Source organism: Citrobacter sp. RHBSTW-00881 (assembly GCF_013728515.1).
GTDB classification, from domain to species: Bacteria; Pseudomonadota; Gammaproteobacteria; order Enterobacterales; family Enterobacteriaceae; genus Citrobacter; species Citrobacter braakii.
On the sequence record NZ_CP056269.1, the window covers coordinates 1926702 to 1942978 of the forward strand.

The 16277-nt window shown below is 53.3% G+C and carries 21 protein-coding genes; 3 read left to right on the forward strand and 18 right to left on the reverse strand.

What is annotated here, in order from left to right:
* Nucleotides 1–75 precede the first annotated feature (75 nt).
* From sbmC to HV311_RS09025, 3 genes are all read left to right on the forward strand, one after another.
* Nucleotides 76–543, forward strand: a complete 468-nt coding sequence (gene sbmC / locus HV311_RS09015; protein ID WP_049270736.1) for a DNA gyrase inhibitor SbmC — start codon at nucleotides 76–78, stop codon at nucleotides 541–543.
* Nucleotides 544–629: 86 nt separating this feature from the next.
* Nucleotides 630–1688, forward strand: a complete 1059-nt coding sequence (locus HV311_RS09020; protein ID WP_016156885.1) for an FUSC family protein — start codon at nucleotides 630–632, stop codon at nucleotides 1686–1688.
* Nucleotides 1689–1926: 238 nt separating this feature from the next.
* A complete protein-coding gene (locus HV311_RS09025; RefSeq protein ID WP_003834176.1) occupies nucleotides 1927–2262 on the forward strand; it encodes a DUF496 family protein in 336 nt (111 codons plus the stop codon).
* Between the two features lie 40 nt (nucleotides 2263–2302).
* Here the strand turns inward: HV311_RS09025 and HV311_RS09030 are convergent, their stop codons facing one another.
* The 18 genes from HV311_RS09030 to pduD form a co-directional block, all read right to left on the reverse strand.
* Complete coding sequence (locus tag HV311_RS09030; protein WP_101700018.1) at nucleotides 2303–3169, reverse strand: GHMP family kinase ATP-binding protein; 867 nt, start codon at nucleotides 3167–3169, stop codon at nucleotides 2303–2305.
* A gap of 92 nt (nucleotides 3170–3261) precedes the next feature.
* Nucleotides 3262–4476 (reverse strand): acetate/propionate family kinase, encoded by a 1215-nt coding sequence (locus HV311_RS09035; RefSeq protein WP_191221001.1) that lies wholly within the window; start codon nucleotides 4474–4476, stop codon nucleotides 3262–3264.
* Nucleotides 4461–4913 carry a propanediol utilization protein PduV gene (gene pduV / locus HV311_RS09040; RefSeq protein WP_191221002.1) on the reverse strand — a complete coding sequence of 151 codons (453 nt, stop codon included), beginning with the start codon at nucleotides 4911–4913 and terminating at the stop codon, nucleotides 4461–4463. The genes HV311_RS09035 and pduV overlap by 16 nt, the downstream gene beginning before the upstream one ends.
* Before the next feature lie 4 nt (nucleotides 4914–4917).
* Entirely contained in the window at nucleotides 4918–5268 is a 351-nt protein-coding gene (gene pduU, locus HV311_RS09045; protein ID WP_016156881.1) for a propanediol utilization microcompartment protein PduU, read from the reverse strand.
* Complete coding sequence (gene pduT / locus HV311_RS09050) at nucleotides 5268–5822, reverse strand: propanediol utilization microcompartment protein PduT (RefSeq protein WP_046275683.1); 555 nt, start codon at nucleotides 5820–5822, stop codon at nucleotides 5268–5270. The genes pduU and pduT overlap by 1 nt, the downstream gene beginning before the upstream one ends.
* Nucleotides 5823–5824: 2 nt before the next feature.
* Nucleotides 5825–7180: a cobalamin reductase PduS gene (gene pduS, locus HV311_RS09055; RefSeq protein ID WP_191221003.1), complete on the reverse strand. Its 1356-nt coding sequence runs from the start codon at nucleotides 7178–7180 to the stop codon at nucleotides 5825–5827.
* A complete protein-coding gene (locus HV311_RS09060) occupies nucleotides 7177–8289 on the reverse strand; it encodes a 1-propanol dehydrogenase PduQ (RefSeq protein WP_049281920.1) in 1113 nt (370 codons plus the stop codon). The genes pduS and HV311_RS09060 overlap by 4 nt, the downstream gene beginning before the upstream one ends.
* 10 nt (nucleotides 8290–8299) lie before the next feature.
* Nucleotides 8300–9685, reverse strand: a complete 1386-nt coding sequence (pduP, locus tag HV311_RS09065; protein ID WP_046275686.1) for a CoA-acylating propionaldehyde dehydrogenase PduP — start codon at nucleotides 9683–9685, stop codon at nucleotides 8300–8302.
* Nucleotides 9682–10689 carry a two-domain cob(I)yrinic acid a,c-diamide adenosyltransferase PduO gene (pduO, locus tag HV311_RS09070; protein ID WP_191221004.1) on the reverse strand — a complete coding sequence of 336 codons (1008 nt, stop codon included), beginning with the start codon at nucleotides 10687–10689 and terminating at the stop codon, nucleotides 9682–9684. The genes pduP and pduO overlap by 4 nt, the downstream gene beginning before the upstream one ends.
* An 8-nt stretch (nucleotides 10690–10697) precedes the next feature.
* Nucleotides 10698–10973: a EutN/CcmL family microcompartment protein gene (locus HV311_RS09075; protein WP_003030211.1), complete on the reverse strand. Its 276-nt coding sequence runs from the start codon at nucleotides 10971–10973 to the stop codon at nucleotides 10698–10700.
* A gap of 3 nt (nucleotides 10974–10976) precedes the next feature.
* Entirely contained in the window at nucleotides 10977–11468 is a 492-nt protein-coding gene (pduM, locus tag HV311_RS09080) for a microcompartment protein PduM (RefSeq protein ID WP_016156875.1), read from the reverse strand.
* Nucleotides 11465–12097: a phosphate propanoyltransferase gene (locus tag HV311_RS09085; RefSeq protein ID WP_016153533.1), complete on the reverse strand. Its 633-nt coding sequence runs from the start codon at nucleotides 12095–12097 to the stop codon at nucleotides 11465–11467. The genes pduM and HV311_RS09085 overlap by 4 nt, the downstream gene beginning before the upstream one ends.
* Nucleotides 12097–12561: a BMC domain-containing protein gene (locus HV311_RS09090; RefSeq protein WP_016153532.1), complete on the reverse strand. Its 465-nt coding sequence runs from the start codon at nucleotides 12559–12561 to the stop codon at nucleotides 12097–12099. Before HV311_RS09090 ends, HV311_RS09085 begins: the two co-directional genes overlap by 1 nt.
* Nucleotides 12562–12585: 24 nt before the next feature.
* Entirely contained in the window at nucleotides 12586–12861 is a 276-nt protein-coding gene (pduJ, locus tag HV311_RS09095; protein WP_001057752.1) for a propanediol utilization microcompartment protein PduJ, read from the reverse strand.
* Between the two features lie 19 nt (nucleotides 12862–12880).
* Nucleotides 12881–13231 carry a glycerol dehydratase reactivase beta/small subunit family protein gene (locus HV311_RS09100; protein WP_191221005.1) on the reverse strand — a complete coding sequence of 117 codons (351 nt, stop codon included), beginning with the start codon at nucleotides 13229–13231 and terminating at the stop codon, nucleotides 12881–12883.
* Complete coding sequence (locus HV311_RS09105) at nucleotides 13221–15053, reverse strand: diol dehydratase reactivase subunit alpha (protein WP_019077098.1); 1833 nt, start codon at nucleotides 15051–15053, stop codon at nucleotides 13221–13223. Before HV311_RS09105 ends, HV311_RS09100 begins: the two co-directional genes overlap by 11 nt.
* 15 nt (nucleotides 15054–15068) lie before the next feature.
* The gene (pduE, locus tag HV311_RS09110) at nucleotides 15069–15587 is read right to left on the reverse strand and encodes a propanediol dehydratase small subunit PduE (protein WP_049040279.1); all 519 of its coding nucleotides are present in this window, start codon (nucleotides 15585–15587) and stop codon (nucleotides 15069–15071) included.
* Between the two features lie 14 nt (nucleotides 15588–15601).
* A complete protein-coding gene (gene pduD / locus HV311_RS09115; protein WP_003844241.1) occupies nucleotides 15602–16276 on the reverse strand; it encodes a propanediol dehydratase medium subunit PduD in 675 nt (224 codons plus the stop codon).
* Nucleotide 16277: the final 1 nt, after the last annotated feature.

Sequence of the window (16277 nt, forward strand, 5' to 3'; positions counted from 1 at the left end):
TAATCACTATTTCCTTGTGGCCGACATAACCAGAAATTACACTGTATATAAATACAGTGTAACAGTGGAGGTTGTATGGAGTACGAGATAAAGCTGGTCGATAAACGCATGATTGCCGGTTTCCATATGGTTGGACCGTGGGAACAAACGGTGAAGCAGGGGTTTGAGCAATTAATGAAGTGGGTCGACGGAAAACAGATTGTACCGTTGGAATGGATAGCTGTTTATTACGACAACCCTGATGTTGTTCCTGCGGAAAAACTGCGCTGTGATACCGTGGTTTCTGTGCCTGAAGGTTTTGAAATCCCGGAAAACAGCGAAGGGGTGATCCTCACCGAACTGGCGGGTGGCGACTATGCTGTCGCCGTTGCGCGCGTTGAGAATCACGATTTTGCGACGCCTTGGTATCAGTTCTTCGAGCGCCTGTTGCAGGATACGACTTATGCGATAGCCGCTAAACCCTGCTTTGAAGTTTATATGAACAATGGCATGGAGGACGGTTACTGGGACATTGAAATGTACGTGCCAGTGCAGACGAAGTAACTGTTTGGGGTGTAAATCAGGATGATCTTTTCACGCTAAAAACAGGTACAATTCGCTTCTTTGCTATTCCCTGACGGAGTGCATGAGTGCGTGCAGACAAATCGCTGAGTCCTTTTGAAATTCGTTTGTATCGTCATTATCGTGTGGTGCATGGTATTCGCATTGCGCTGGCGTTTCTCCTTACTTTTCTGTTGGTACGCCTGTTAAACATTCCCGAAGGTACATGGCCTCTGATCACGCTGGTGGTGATCATGGGGCCAATATCTTTTTGGGGTAACGTTGTTCCCAGGGCCTTTGAACGTATAGGCGGCACGATCCTGGGCTCGGTCCTGGGACTGGTTGCCCTGCGTCTGGAACTCTTCTCGCTGCCGTTAATGCTGATATGGTGCGCGGTAGCGATGTTTCTCTGCGGCTGGCTGGCGCTGGGTAAAAGGCCGTATCAGGCGCTGCTGATTGGCATAACGCTTGCCGTGGTCGTGGGTGCGCCTGCCGGAGATATGAATACCGCGTTATGGCGCGGTGGTGATGTTATTCTGGGGTCGTTACTGGCGATGCTGTTTACCGGCATCTGGCCGCAGCGGGCATTTATACACTGGCGTATCCAACTGGCGCATTGCGTAACGGGGTACAATCGGGTGTATCAGGCCGCGCTATCCCCCAATCTGCTCGAGCAACCGCGGCTGGAAAAGCATTTACAACAACTGTTGAGCGACGTTGTCAAAATGCGTGGGCTCATCGCTCCTGCCAGCAAGGAAACCCGCATTCAAAAATCGATCTTTGAGGCTATTCAGACGGTGAATCGCAATCTGGTCTGCATGCTCGAGCTGCAAATTAATGCGCTGTGGGCCAGCCGTACCAGCCACTTTGTCATGTTGAATGCGCATACGCTGCGTGAAACTCAGCTCAGGACCCAGCAGGCACTACTGACAATAACCCACGCCTTGTATGAAGGTAATCCGCAGCCAGTGCTTGCCAATACGGAAAAGCTCAATGACACCGTAGCAGAGCTGCGTCAGCTTATTGCTGAGCATAAAGGCGATAATGTCGCAGAAACGCCCATTCACGGCTACGTTTGGTTGAACATGGAGATGGCTCGACAACTGGAGTTACTTTCACATTTAATCTGTCGCGCACTGCGCAAATAAAGAGCAGATGAGGGGATTGGTTCTACTGCTGCTTCGATTCAGCAAAGATTAGAGGTATGATACTGAAAAAGGCTAAAACCATTGGTAACTGCAATGGCTTTACCCTCGATAACTCAGGTTTCAACCATGCATTGTCGATGCAGATGCAACTTGAAGTATGGCGGGCATGAAAGTAATGTTGACCCACTTTAGCCGTTGTTTTAACGAATCCGAATCTCACATTATCAGGGGTGTAAAAATGGAAACTACCAAGCCTTCTTTCCAGGACGTGCTGGAATTTGTTCGTCTGTTCCGTCGTAAAAACAAACTGCAACGTGAAATCCAGGACGTTGAGAAAAAGATCCGTGACAACCAGAAACGCGTTCTGCTGTTGGACAACCTGAGCGACTACATCAAGCCTGGTATGAGCGTGGAAGCGATTCAGGGCATCATTGCCAGCATGAAAAGCGATTATGAAGATCGTGTTGATGACTACATCATCAAAAACGCCGAGATCTCTAAAGAACGCCGCGATATCTCTAAAAAGCTGAAAGCCATGGGCGAAGTGAAAAACGGCGAAGCGAAAGCCGAGTAACGATTTTATGCTTGTCCGGGTCGCTGCCGTGCGGCGACCCTTATTGCAGTTCGACCCCGCCTGTTACCATGCGTAACAAATGCTGTTCTGGCCAGTGAATCGTAAGTTTTTTCTGCGTCAGCATCCATTTAATGTAATCCACATCATGACGATTTCTGTCCAGCATCAGTCCGACTACGCTGCCGCTGTGCGCGACGTTGACGCCGTATAAATCACATTCTTCCACCAGTGCTAATAGTGAATCAAAATCCGGCTTTGGTAACAGCAGTTGGCTGGCGATTGCGCTAAGCGTAGCCGCTTCTCCCAACCGGTAAGGATTTTGGCTAATACAGGCTTCCTGTACTTTTTCCCATGCCCGTTGGAGGGCCGCAGCTCCCGCCTGCAAGCCGGAATGACGTGGAATACGGTGATAATCCGCGGTACGCAATGTTTCAGGGCTTTCGAGAACCAGCAGATCGAGTTGAGGCTGAGCTTCACAACCAATTTGCGTGGAGGCGTTGTTATGATCGAAAAGAGTAAGCTTACGAAAAACGGTGCTGTCGGTCGGCTCCAGCGAAACGCAAAGCTGTGCCAGTGTTGGCTCGTCCAGCTGATGGCCCAGATAATGCGCCGCGGCGATGGCCGTGGCGGCAATATCCGCAGTGCTGCTGGCCATTCCTTTCGCGATGGGAATGGTTGACTGAACATCTATCCGGATATCCTGACTGAGAAGCGCCGGGTACTGCCAGTGCTGTAATAACCTGTCAACCATTGCCCGAGAAAGTGGACGTTCATCTGTCAGCGGTGAGCCTGAAGTGACCTCAACGGTGCTATACCATTCGACCGGGCAGGAGACCAGTTTCTCACTGCCCAGAATCCAGCCCTGGATAAGTTCTCCGCACGATGCGGGACATTGCGCAACAGCCACGTCTTCACCTTTGTGTTCAGCAATCCTCGGCGCATAGTGTCATGGCGATCGCGCTATTACCATGATTTGCCGCAATTTGCGGTGCGGCAATATCAGGCGGGAATGCCCAATGTCACAGTTTCTGATATCGCTAAACGCATAACGTCCTGGGCTATCATCAGCTCTTCATTGGTATTAATCACCGCCACTTTAACTACCGCATTTTCCGTCTGAATAAAGGTGGCGTTACGCTGATTTTTTTCTTCATCAACGGCCAGACCTAAGAAATTCAGGTTGTGGCAAATCGCGGCGCGAGCACGCGCTGAATTTTCACCAATTCCCCCGGTAAACACCAGCGCATCCAGACCACCCATCTGCATAATATAACTGCCAATAGTGGCGCGAATCCGCTCGGCAAAAAGCGTCAATGCCAGTGCAGCCTGGTGATTGCCCGTATCTGCGGCATGTTCAACATCCCGGTAGTCGGGTGAAACACCAGAAACTCCGAGTAATCCGGACTCATTGTTGAGCAATTGGTTGAGCTGCTGCGGGGTTTTTCCTTCACGCAGGGCAATCCACGGCAGAATGGATGGATCAATATCGCCACTTCGCGTGCCCATCATTACGCCAGACTGCGGCGTAAAACCCATGGAGGTATTCACCGAGTGTCCGCCTTTGATAGCGCAGATGCTGCTACCGTTGCCCAGATGACAACAAACAACCCGCAGGGCGCTGAGCGGCACGCCCAGCTTTTCAGCAAGCTGAGCGCTGACATACTTGTGGCTGGTACCATGAAAACCATAACGACGAATACCCAGCTCTGAATAGTAGCGCCAGGGCAGGGGATAGATGAAAGAAGGCTCATCAAGGGTCTGATGAAAAGCCGTGTCAAAAACCGCAACGGCCGGCGTTTTCGGCAGTAGCTGGCGAAATACCGCAATCCCCAACGCATTAACCGGGTTATGAAGCGGTGCCAGTTCCGCAAGGCGTTCGATTTCCGCCAGTGTTTCATCAGTTATCCGCGCGGAATCTTTGAAGGATTCTCCACCGTGTGCGACGCGATGGCCAACGCCGTCGATCTCTTCCAGACTGCTGATAATATTGTGGCTGAGCAGTTTTTCCAGTAGCAGCGTTACTGCTTCACGGTGATCGGCTACGGGCAAAGTCTCCTGCCATTTTTGCGCTGGTGCTTTTAGGGTGACCTGCGCATCAGACATACCGATACGCTCGATCAGTCCCTGGCAAATCATTTCACCCTGCGGCATCGCCAGAAGCTGAAACTTAAGCGAGGAACTACCTGCATTAATGGCCATTATTTTGTGAGACATGAAGGTTCCTTTGCATTCAGAAAAATGAACATCTCATCGACCCCGGTATTCTCCAGCGCGCTGGTGACAAATACTTTTTGCGCGCCAGCCTGAACTAACCAACTCTCCACGAGAGAAATACGCTGCGGGCTGGCTAAATCGGCTTTGGTGACGAGGCCGATAACGGGTCGGTTCATCGGGCCAGTAAAACCTGGAGAAAAAGGTGACCACGGCGCGTCAGCATTGAGAACCAGCGCGATGATGTCTGCTTCACAGGCGCTGGCCAGCAGCGCGCTGTACAGGCAGCGGTTTTCGAGATACTCACCCGGTGTGTCTATCGTTGTGGGAGACCAGACAATGGCCTGGGTCTTCTGATAATGAAGCGCCTCTCCCTGCATGCACTGTGTAAGTGACGTTTTACCGCACTGGCTGGGGCCAATTAGCATTATGCGTTTCATGAGATTATGTCCGGGTGATGGGACAGGCGGTAAAACGCATCATTTCGCCCAGCGTCCGGGTTACCTGTTTCAGCGCGTACTCAACGGCGGAAACATCGCCCGTCAGTACCACAGCGCCGGTAAAACGGTCGAGAAAACCAATCTCTACCGCCCCGGATTTCGTGGCGATATCACAGGCGATGATTGAGGCTTCGCTGGGGGTAATCGTCAGAATACCGATTGCGGAAACCGACTCTGGTAATCCCAGTTTCTTGAACAAATCTTTACCCGGATTAGCGATAAGATGCGCCAGCGTAACCTGCTTGCCAGGAACATATTCCTGAATCATACGATCCGTGGTGGGTTGTCTTTCCATTATCCCTCCACCATCTGTCGCCACATGCTTTCATGCGGACGAGGGATGACTGAACGGTAAACCAACAGACCTTTTTCACCTGCACTTTCACTGGCAACTGTCACTGCGTTATTCACATCAGACACATCGCCAGCGACAACCATGTAGCACTTGCCGCCAATACCAAATGCCATATGGACGCGTACCAGCGTGACATTGGAGGCTTTAACCGCACGGTCGGCGGCGCAGATGCAGGCCGCAACGCTCCATGTTTCAACAATGCCAACGGCCTGACGCTTATCCACGCTGTTAAGTCCACTGATCGCAGGAAGTACGCTGGCGTGAATGTTGGGTAGTACCAGACTATCAACGAGCATATCGCCAGCAAGAGAAGTTCCGGTGGCGATCGCCTGTTGTATTGCGCCTACGTCACCACCGAGCATGAGCAGAAATTTGCCCGGGCAGATGGTCTTGCTGACCAGTAAATTCACATTCGCGCTTTTTAACATGGCATCGCCCGCTTCCATTCCTTTGGCAATGCTGGTGAGTTCTAAAATCCCTATAGCCTGAGACATGATTAACCTCTTATTACCGTGATGGATTGCTCAGTAATTTCGCTGACAATACCGTCAATACTGGCGTGGACAGGTGCGCCTAATGCACCGGACGGCACATCGGCAACGCATTGACCGCGAACAACGTGTTCGCCCTGCTGTACACATGGGATGGCGCTGGCACCAATATGCTGGCGTAGCAACAGCGTCGTTTTATCCGTGGGATAATCAGTCTCAGTCAGTGGCGCATCGTGATACCAGTCGCTAAGGCCCAGTTTGGTAATAAGGCGCTTCACCGGAATAAGCCGATACTTCGCCATTTCATCCTCAGGATTTAACGGCCCTTCATAACGATGGTTGAGCGCCCGTAGCTCGCGTTTAAGCATGCGGTTAATTCGCATCGGTGAAATCCCAACCGGACAGGCTACGCTTTCACATACATTGCATTCTGAACAGGTCAGGGCCGTGAGCAGTAACTGCGGAGTGGCCGCCTGCTGATAATTAACCGCGCGAACCAGCAGGTGCGGCGATAATTCATGGCCGATCAAATGCCTTGGGCACAAATCCGTACACAAACGACACTGCTCGCAAACGGTTTTTGCGACGGAAAGCACGGTGCGTTCATCCTGCATCCGCCGCTGAATCAACGCATGAGTCTTTGGTAAAACCAGCAGTCCCCCGGTGGTCTTGCTGACTGGGGTATCCAGTGAGGTAATCAGGCCGCCCATCATCGGACCACCGTTAATAAAACCGGGATCGTCAACGGTAACACCACCGGCCAACGCCAGAACCTCACGTAAAGACATTCCGATAGGGACGGTAAGAGTGATTGGTCTGGCGACCGCGCCGTTAACGGTCAGGGTACGGCGCGTAACCGGATACTGCTGCTCAACGGCTCTGGCGATGTTGAGCACCGTCTGGACGTTATTGACCACCACGCCGACGCTGACCGGCAGCGCGGCAGGCGGAACTCTCCGGCCCGTTGCCATCCAGATGGTCAAAACCTCGTCACCAGCCGGGTAGACATCAGGCAAAATATGTAAGCGGATCCCGGCAGGCAGAAGGGGCGTTAACGCATTGATAGCCTTTTGATATTTCTCTTTGAGCGCAATAATACCGGCCCTGGCCCCGGTAGCCGTCATGGCATATTGAACGCCACGGATAAGTCGCTCAGCCTGAACGGCCATCAATTGCTGGTCAACTTTCAGCATCGGTTCACATTCTGCCGCATTGACCAGAAACGTATCGACCTGCGCCTGTAATTTTACGTGAGCAGGAAAGCCTGCGCCTCCGGCCCCGACAACACCCGCTGCGCGAACGCGTTCGCGAATTGTCTGCGCATCATAAAGCGTGGACTCTGCCGTCATGGTTGTCTTCATAATAATTCCTCAAGCAGTTCCTGCATGGCGCTGGCGTCGGCAACACGAGGATTGGTTTGCAGCGTGACATCAGCCAGCGCGGCCTGAACCATCGACGGTATACGTTGTGACCAGACTTGCTTTCCGTCTTTAAGCGCGTCAGCAAAAGAAGGTAACGCACACTGTTTTTTGAGTAGCTCTATATGACGAATTAGCGCATTCAGTGCCGCCGTATCGTTCGCGTTATCCGGGCATAGGTGGCAGGCTTTAGCGAAACGGGCATAGCGCTTCGCAGCCCGCGGATCGCGGGCATTAAAATGAATGACATGGGTCAGCAGCAGCGCATTGGCAAGTCCGTGGGGCAGATGAAACTGGCCGCCCAACTGATGGGCAATCGCATGATTGATACCCAGACCAGCCTGACTGAATGCCATTCCCGCGAGTGTTGACGCGTTGTGCATTTTTCCTCTGGTTGCCAGGCAGTCGCCTTTGCTGACGGCGACAGGCAGGTACTGGAAGACGATTTGTGCCGCTTTTTCAGCCAGCGCATCGGTGAAGTCGCTGGCCTTCGTGGATACGTAAGCCTCCAGCGCATGCGTTAATACGTCCATGCCGGTATTCGCGGTTATGGCTGGTGGAACGCTGACGACCAGCGTCGGATCAAGGATGGCCATGTCCGGATAAAGCGCATTATTAAATAATGGATACTTAATGCCTTTATCCGGATCGCTAATCACGCAGGCGCTGGTCACCTCCGATCCCGTGCCGCTGGTGGTGGGAATTGCAACGCAGGTTTCAATCTCAATACCGAACTGTCGGCTGAACCAGACGATGGCTTTTGCGGCGTCCAGTGCAGAGCCACCGCCAAAACCAATTACGACGTCCGGTCGTAGGGACTGCATTTGCGCAATCCCTTGTACTACCGTGCTAATGGTGGGATCGGGGGTGATATCGCTGAAAATGCTGATGCGGTTATCCGCTGGCAGCGCGTCGCGCAGCTTTTCAATCAGGGGAGAACGCGCGAGAAAACCATCGCAGATAATCCAGATATGCTTATTCGTGAAGCGCTTAAGCACATCCAGGCTTCCCTGGCCGCTGTACAATCGAGTTTGCAGTGAAAAGCTTTTCATAACGGCCCCATTAGCGAATAGAAAAACCGTTTGTCAGCACGCAACGACGAGAGCGTGCGAAAGTGCGCGCAGATGTCGTTCCTTCACCGGTCGGCGTTGCGATGGTGAAGGTGGTAAAGCCTTCACCACCAACGCCAATCCCAGCATAAGAGGGGCCATTTTTCACAAAAATGGAGGTCTGAAGCGTGCGCGCGGCAAGGTTCAGACGTGACACATTTTGCGAATGCATAATGGCGGTGTGATGCAATCCCTCTTCAACCTTCAGGGCCAACGTTAACGCGCTGTCAAAATCGCTCACCGTTACGATGGGGAGCATTGGCATCAGTTGCTCGCTGGTAACCCATGGGTCGTCAGCCTTGACGATACCTATCAGTAATCGAGGTGCTTTTGCCGGAACCGGTATTCCCGCGGCTTCCAGTAAGGTTGCCGGGCTTTTCCCTACCAGTTGTTTATTGGCTATTCCTTCTGGCAGACAAACTGCGCGCAGTTTGTCTGTCTCTTCGCTATTGAGTCGCATTGCGCCAAAAGACTGCATTTGTTGAACCAGTCGTTCGGCAACGGCATCAACAACAATCAGGCTCTTCTCAGCAATGCAGGGGAGGTTGTAATCAAAGGATGCGCCATTGATGATATCTTCTGCCGCCTTAACCAGGTCGGCTGTTTCATCAACAATGCAGGGAGGATTGCCTGCGCCTGCGCCAATGACTTTTTTCCCGCTTTTCATGCCCATAGCAACAATGCCTGGACCACCGGTAATCGCCAGAACTGCGATTTTAGGGTGCGCCATCATCTGCTGGGTAGCCTCAAAAGTGGGTTCTGTGACCGTGACGACAAGATTCCGAATCCCGCAGCAGCGAAAAGCAATATCTTCAATCATGGTAATCAGCTTCAGTGAGACCGCTTTTGCACCTGGATGTGGGCTAAAATAAACGCTATTTCCCGCAGCCAGCATACTGATGCTGTTGTTAATAATGGTTTCCGTCGGGTTGGTGCTGGGGGCGACGGAACCAATCACGCCAAAGGGTGAATACTCGAATAACACCATGCCGCCGTCACCGGTAAGCGCCGTAGTGGTGAGATCTTCGATACCCGGGGTATTATCCAACGCAGCTTTATTTTTAAGGAACTTATCCTCTTTGTTGCCCATTCCCGTTTCGGCAGCGCTTTCAGCAGCCAATGAAGCAAGGTGAGGCGTCAGCTCTTCTCGCAGGGCGTTAATGATGGCGCTGCGGGTTTTCAATGGACATTGCTGATAACGCAGAAAAGCCTGATGAGCGGCATCGATCGCTTCGCTAACGGACGGAAAAATTCCATTACCCTTAACTTCTGCTTTTGCCGGGGCAAGTTGCTCACTCAAAATGTTACGAATAAGGGTTTCAAGTTCTGAAGTGTTCATTGATGTGTTCTCACGTTAATTGCCGCAATGGCCGTTTCTGCAATGTCCATATCCTGCTCAACGCTTCCCCCGCTGATGCCAAGACCCCCAAGGAGTAACCCCTCACGCCATAATGCGTACCCGCCACCGAAGGTGACGACTTTTCCCTGCATATGGCTTTCCAGACCGTAAAGCGCGGCGCCTGGCTGCACTGCCGATGTCAGCTTATGCGTGGCGGTTTTCATTGCCACGGCGGTCCAGGCTTTTTTCGGTGCCAGTTCGCTACTGACGAGTAATGCGTCAGGCATGCGCCAGGTCACCGTTTGGGTCCCATTCGCATCAACAATGCTGATGACGACCGGAACCTGAAGTTCTTCTGCTCTCGTTACCGCAGCGCGAGTGAGTTGGTGGAGTTCCTGAAAAGACAGAGACATAGCCGGCTCCCTGGTGGCTGATGTACGGATGGCTGCGAGATAACGCTCCGCCACTTTCTGAATAATGTTGTTTTGATGGGCGTCATGATCTTCTGCTCGTGCAAGCGCATATAAGCAGTCGGAGAGGCGATTGATATAACGCATCAGCACGTGTCTGACGGAAATCTCAGTGGAGAGTTCGACCAGTCGCCTCTCTGCGCGGCGGGCCAGCGTGCGGGCAAAGTGCAGACGGCTGGCGGCTTCGCTGCGGCCAGGTAAAATAAAGCTGCGTAGGGGGGGCACTCTCCCCATCGCGGTATCAATGGCGGCTTCCAGCGCGGCAATTTCTTCTGAGCTGATGTAGCGCTGCTCTGGCGCTGGCTGTTCGCTTTCGCTTGCCAGCTCGGCGCTGAACCAAAAAAGCTGCAGTTGAATGTTTTCGAGTAACTGGCGGTGCTGCGGGTTTTTCGCTGCGCAAACACACAGGCTAAGCGCCGCATTAAGTTCGTCCAGCGTACCGTAAGCCTCGACGCGCGGGTGCGTTTTGCTCACGCGTTGCCCGGTAAAGAGGGCCGTTGTGCCGGCATCGCCAGTGCGGGTATAAATCGCCATAGTTCCTCCTAACGAGAAAGCGTGTCGACAATGCCGACGATAGCCAGATCGATGGCCTCATTAGGGCCGGAAAAAACGTGTCTGGCGCTGGAGCCACTGCTGAGTAATACCAGTTCTCCAGTTCCAGCGCCGACAGAATCAACCGCGACTTCATCTCCACTCACAGGGGACGCGGGAAGTTCTCCGTCCGCACTCACCCGACGTACCAGCAACAGTTTCTTCCCCACCAGTGATGGGGATTTTTGCGTGGAAACCACAACGCCTGTAACCCGTGCCAGATGCATAGCTCACTCCTGCTTAATTAATTGGACATTTCGCGTACCGACGGCGTCCTGAGCCAGAGCCGTCACGACACATCGACGACGTAGCACCAGAACGCCCCCCTTCAGTTGGGCGACGTCGGCATAGCTGAGAAGTTTGTCAGGATGCAAAACGATGATTCGCCCCAGCTCGTCACTGAACTCCAGAGGCAGACGCGCAAGTTTTCTAACGGGGATTGCGGGTAACAATCGGTGTTGTAGTGAAATTTTCACGCGGACTCCGCATGCCAGCGCTTCGTGGATCGTTACCACCGATATGTTGTCTGCGCAGCCCTCGGCAATTTGCTCCAGCAATGGCAGGTCCGCCTGCAGGAGGTGGAGCGACGAGTACTGGCAGCACAATGTCCGTGGTTCGATTTCTCGTAACTGCGCGACGCTAAGCGAGAGCGTGCTTTCCGCGCGTTTTTTTAATCGGGAAACAACCTCCTCGATAATGCGTTGCAGCAGTTCGTTGTTCATCGTGGGCTCACCAGTGTGGCAAATGCCTGCGGATTATCAGCGCCCGCAGCATTGGCTTCGTCGGTATCGATATGCATCTCAAGGCGCATATCCGGCGAAACGCGTACGGCGACGTTATCGAAAATCAGTCGACGTTCATCGCCATTAATGGCAACAGAGACTTTATCGCCATGGGAAACGCGCAGGATTAGGGCATCGAGCGGCGACATATGGATATGGCGTTGGGCGACGATTACCCCGGATGCTAAGTCCAGTTCAGCAAATGGACTGATAAGGCGAACGCCTGGCGTGCCCTCGATGCTGCCTGACATCCGTAGTGGAGCAGCAATTCCCAACGTACGAGCGTCGGTACGAGAAATTTCGACCTGACTGGTGCTACGCAGTGGGCCGAGTAAGCGCACATTTTTTAACTGACCTTTTGGTCCCACCAGCGTGACGGTCTGGTCTGCTGCATATTGTCCGGGCTGCAGCAGCTCTTTTTTCTCACTAATAGGGTGATTAGGAAACAAGCGGTCGTAATCTTCAGCGCATAGATGAATATGACGATTAGAGATCCCTAGCGGAATCGGGCGCTCACGCATTTCATCCAGAACTTTGGTGACCGTTGTCTCCAGTTGCTGTTTATCCATCACGCTTCACCTCGTTTGCCTGAGTGCAGACAAAGAGAGCGCGGCTCGCCTTTTTGACGGGGGCAGGCAGGGTCAAGACACAGATTGCAGCTAATCAACTCTGCATCTTGCGGCGCTTCGGGCGCTGCATGGTCCTCAGTCATCTCTTCATGTGGTACGACCGGTGTTGGGGCGGGCGTTGGCTCAGACTCCGGGGTGACGCTATGTGACAGAATGCCATCCCCTGGCCTGGATATGACCTTATGAGCCACCAGTCCATCTCGCTGGTCAGCGAAACTGACACCGGTGGAAATGGCCGCCTGGACGGAGGCCACATCCCCGATTATCTTGATCACCATCCAGCCTGAACCGTTGGTTTTTTCGAGGCCCACCAGCGTGATGGAGGCGGCTTTCGCCATGACGTCCGCGCAACTGATGGCTAATGCCAGACCACTAACTTCAAGTAATCCCAGTGATTGCTTCACGCTGTGCTCCTTGGTTGCAACGACTTATGCGGATTTAGGTAAAATGGCTTCAACGTCGCTGTGCGGACGCGGGATAACGTGGCAGGATTTCACCTCGCCAACGGCGCTTGCTGCAGCGCTTCCTGCATCTACGGCAGCTTTCACTGCGCCGACATCGCCGCGAACCATAACGGTGATAAGGCCTGAGCCGATTTTTTCGTAACCAACCAACTGCACGTTTGCGGATTTCACCATGGCATCAGCGGCTTCAATAGCGCCGACGAGCCCTTTTGTTTCAACCAGTCCCAGTGCGTTATTCATACTGCTTTTCTCCTGTGGGTTATGAGTGGCATTCCCGAAACGGAATGCCTTTAACCAGCCGCGCAGCGTTATTACCAATGCTGCGTCGGGCATGGTTATCTTGTTGATACGTCAGCGTAAATAGTGGCGCTGATGTGGGTAAGTTTTTATAGTGCACGACCAGTTTTTCGCGACTGCAGCCAATGCCAACCAGCAGCGGCGAGTGGCAAGCCGCCAGCCATGCGTTGTGGATAACGTCAGTTGACGGGCTCTCCTGAATCACAAAGGGGATCCCTTCTTCTTCAATACCCAGCAGCACATCACTCCAGACGTTAGTGCATCCAGCAGTGGCGAAGATAACGATGGCTGGCGTGGTGAGATTACTTTCCATGAGCGAATGCCTTGTACCAGGAGAGAATCAGCCCTGTCGCGACCGCGTTGCGCGGACCTTCGGTGCCACGAATGTTGCCGCGCCCGGCAACCAGGCGATAGTGTGCCAGCGCATCGGTGACCAGTTGCGGAACTTCAAAGTCCAGGGATGAGCCGCCAACCAGCACCACAAAGGGAATATCCCGAATGTTCCCGGTCGGACTCACCTGACGTAGCGCTCTGAGTGCGTTGGTGACGAAAACGCGTTCCTTAGCGCTGCGGCGAATGGCCCGGACTTTCTCCAGCGCCAGTTCGCCTGGCAGTGGCACCAGTTCATCGGGTTTTACTACGCATACGCGGGCAAAAACCGTTGGTGGGAGAGGTGTAGGGAAGAACTGGACGCTGCCATCTTCGTGGCGAAGATGGAACAAGCTCTCGACTTTCGCCAGCGGGTACTTTTTGATCTCTTCAGCGAGATAACGGTCTTCCAGCCCCAGTTCACGGGCAATAATCATCGTGACCATATCGCCCGCACCCGCCAGGTGCGTGGCAATAATTTCGCCTTTCGGGTTGATGATGGAGGCATCGGTCGATCCTGCACCGAGGTCCAGAATAGCCAGTGGCCGCGTCGTGCCGGGGGTGGTTAAGGCCCCCAGAATGGCAGCTTCGGCTTCGGCGCCGCCAACCTGGACGTCAATGTTGAGCTTTTGCGTGATTTCCTGAGCAATCATCGCCATTTGCAGGCGGTCTGATTTCACCATGGAAGCAATGCCGACAGCCTGTTCCAGCGAGAACTCACCGGCTAGTCCGCCGGTCACGCTGACGGGAACCGAGGTATCGACTGCCAGCAGGTCCTGAATAAAAATTTCGTGGCTGGGTTTGTTGGTTAATTCAGCCATTGTCTGGCGCACATGCTCCAGCATGCCGCCAATATTGGTGCCAGCCTCTCCGGTGACGTTATCCAGTTTCGGGCATTCGCCAACCGCTTTCATAATCGCTTCAGCGCCAGCTGCAACGTCGACCCGTACGGTACGACCCTGCGACTGTAGCTCCAGATTTCCGGCAGGAATGGCTCGTGCTTTCACATCACCTGATGGCGTTTTAACGACCACGGCAGAACGGTTGCCGATCAGCGCCCGCGCCATCGGGACAATGTTTTTAGTCTCGTCGGCGTTGAGGCCAAAGACGGTCGCAATCCCGTAAGGGTTAGAAAGCGTTTCAATGACTTTTCCTGGAATCGCGACCTCAATGGCAGCCAGCATACCTAACGGGATGCGGTCGATATGAAGGACTTCATCCACGATAGGCAGGGGGTGAGTCAGACGATTACTGACCAACACGCCATCGTCCTGCTGCAAAATAACGCCAGTTAACTGGTATCCGGCGCGGACGGAGGCATTAATCATCGTGGCGACATCGGCGAAATCAAAGGCCGATGACACCACCAGAATATAGGGCGTATCCGCCGGACGGCTGAGCAGGTCTTCCGGCGTAATAGTGACGCCAACGCCTAATCCGACGCCGCCCGGCGTTTTAGGGTTATGGCCGATCATGGTGGATTCAGTGATGATGGTTTCGGTTATCGTTTCCATCGCGACGTCACCAATGACCGGGGTGGCTTCGTTAATACGGATGAGCGAAATATCGCTGACATTGATACCGGCATTTTTTGCTGCCAGCGAAAGTGCCTCCTGAATACCAAACACATTACGTAATGTGCCTTTAATTCCGGTGGTTTCTGCCAGCGCGCTGCCGGTGATGCTCAGTGCGCCAGACTCATCGAGGGTAGCCAGAGCGACTTCCGTTGATGAGTTGCCTATGTCAATGCCAGCTATATATCGCATGATCCTGTCCCTGAGTTAGTCGTCGCCTTTGAGTTTTTTACGCTCAACGTACAGCGCTGCCGCTTCACGAACGAAAGCTGCACAGATCTTTGCCTGATAACGATTTTCGAGATCGTCAGCGATAGCCATCAGCTCGTCTTTCGTTGAGCGGTATGGGCGCAGCGCGTTGTAGATCTCAAGAATGCGATCGTCAGGTACAGCGGTTAGCTCAGCTGCACGCTCGAAGTTCATCGCCAGTCTGTCACGTCCGGCATCTTTGGCGATTTCCGCCTGAAGGCGCAGCGTTTCAGGGGTGATGCGCATGTCCTGCGCCGTCACTTTGTTGCTCAGAACATTTTCGAGAGTGAAGTCATCCAGAGTTTTGTTGGTTGCGGTTTTTACCCACTCAGGATGTTTATTCGCGAGAGGGTAATCCGTGACTTTCGCGGTATGTGCTGATGAACTCGCCGCGACCGGCGTCGCCGGCTCGCCTTGCAGGCTGTTCATCCGGCTCAGCACATCCCGAACCATCGATTCAATTGCGTCGGTATTCATGGAGTTATCCTTTATCAAAGCGCCACGCGCAGTTCCTGCGGGTTTTTGCCCGTCACGACGTATTTGGTCTCTTTAATGTGCAGAATGGCCGATTTCGCCTGGTACTTAGGACGAGCCATCTGGTCATTCAGAGTAGGGACCGGTTGCGGAGATTCACGCTTGGCATAACGCGCGGCGTTTTTACCGATCTGACGATAGGTTTCCAGCGTCAGAAGTGGTGCCTGAGGGAACAGCTCCAGGTTAGAAAGCGGCGGTAACCCCTGCTGGTGGATTACCGTGGTGCCTTTTGACTGGATGCCGATAGAGATCCCGGAACCGCTCAGACGGTTACCTTCCACGGCGACAAACGCCACATCGGAGGATTTAAAGCAGCGGATAACGCGCGCTTTAATGCCTTCTTCTTCAATACCCGCAATCACTTCGCGCAAGATGTTCTTATGCGGGATCCCTACGATATTGACGGTTTGCGACAGTCCAAACGCGGGACCTACGGCAATAATCACTTCGTCCTGCTGCTGGCCTTGTTTGGCTTCGCCAATCTCGGTCAGAAAGCTGTCGCCCTGCGCCGCTGCAGCCTGTGGAGCGCTAGCCGCTGTCGATGCACGGAATGAGACGGGTTTGTCGCTGGTTTGCATTTCAGACAGTACGTCTTCAATTATCTGGCGCAGCAGCTTTTCATTGATTTCCATT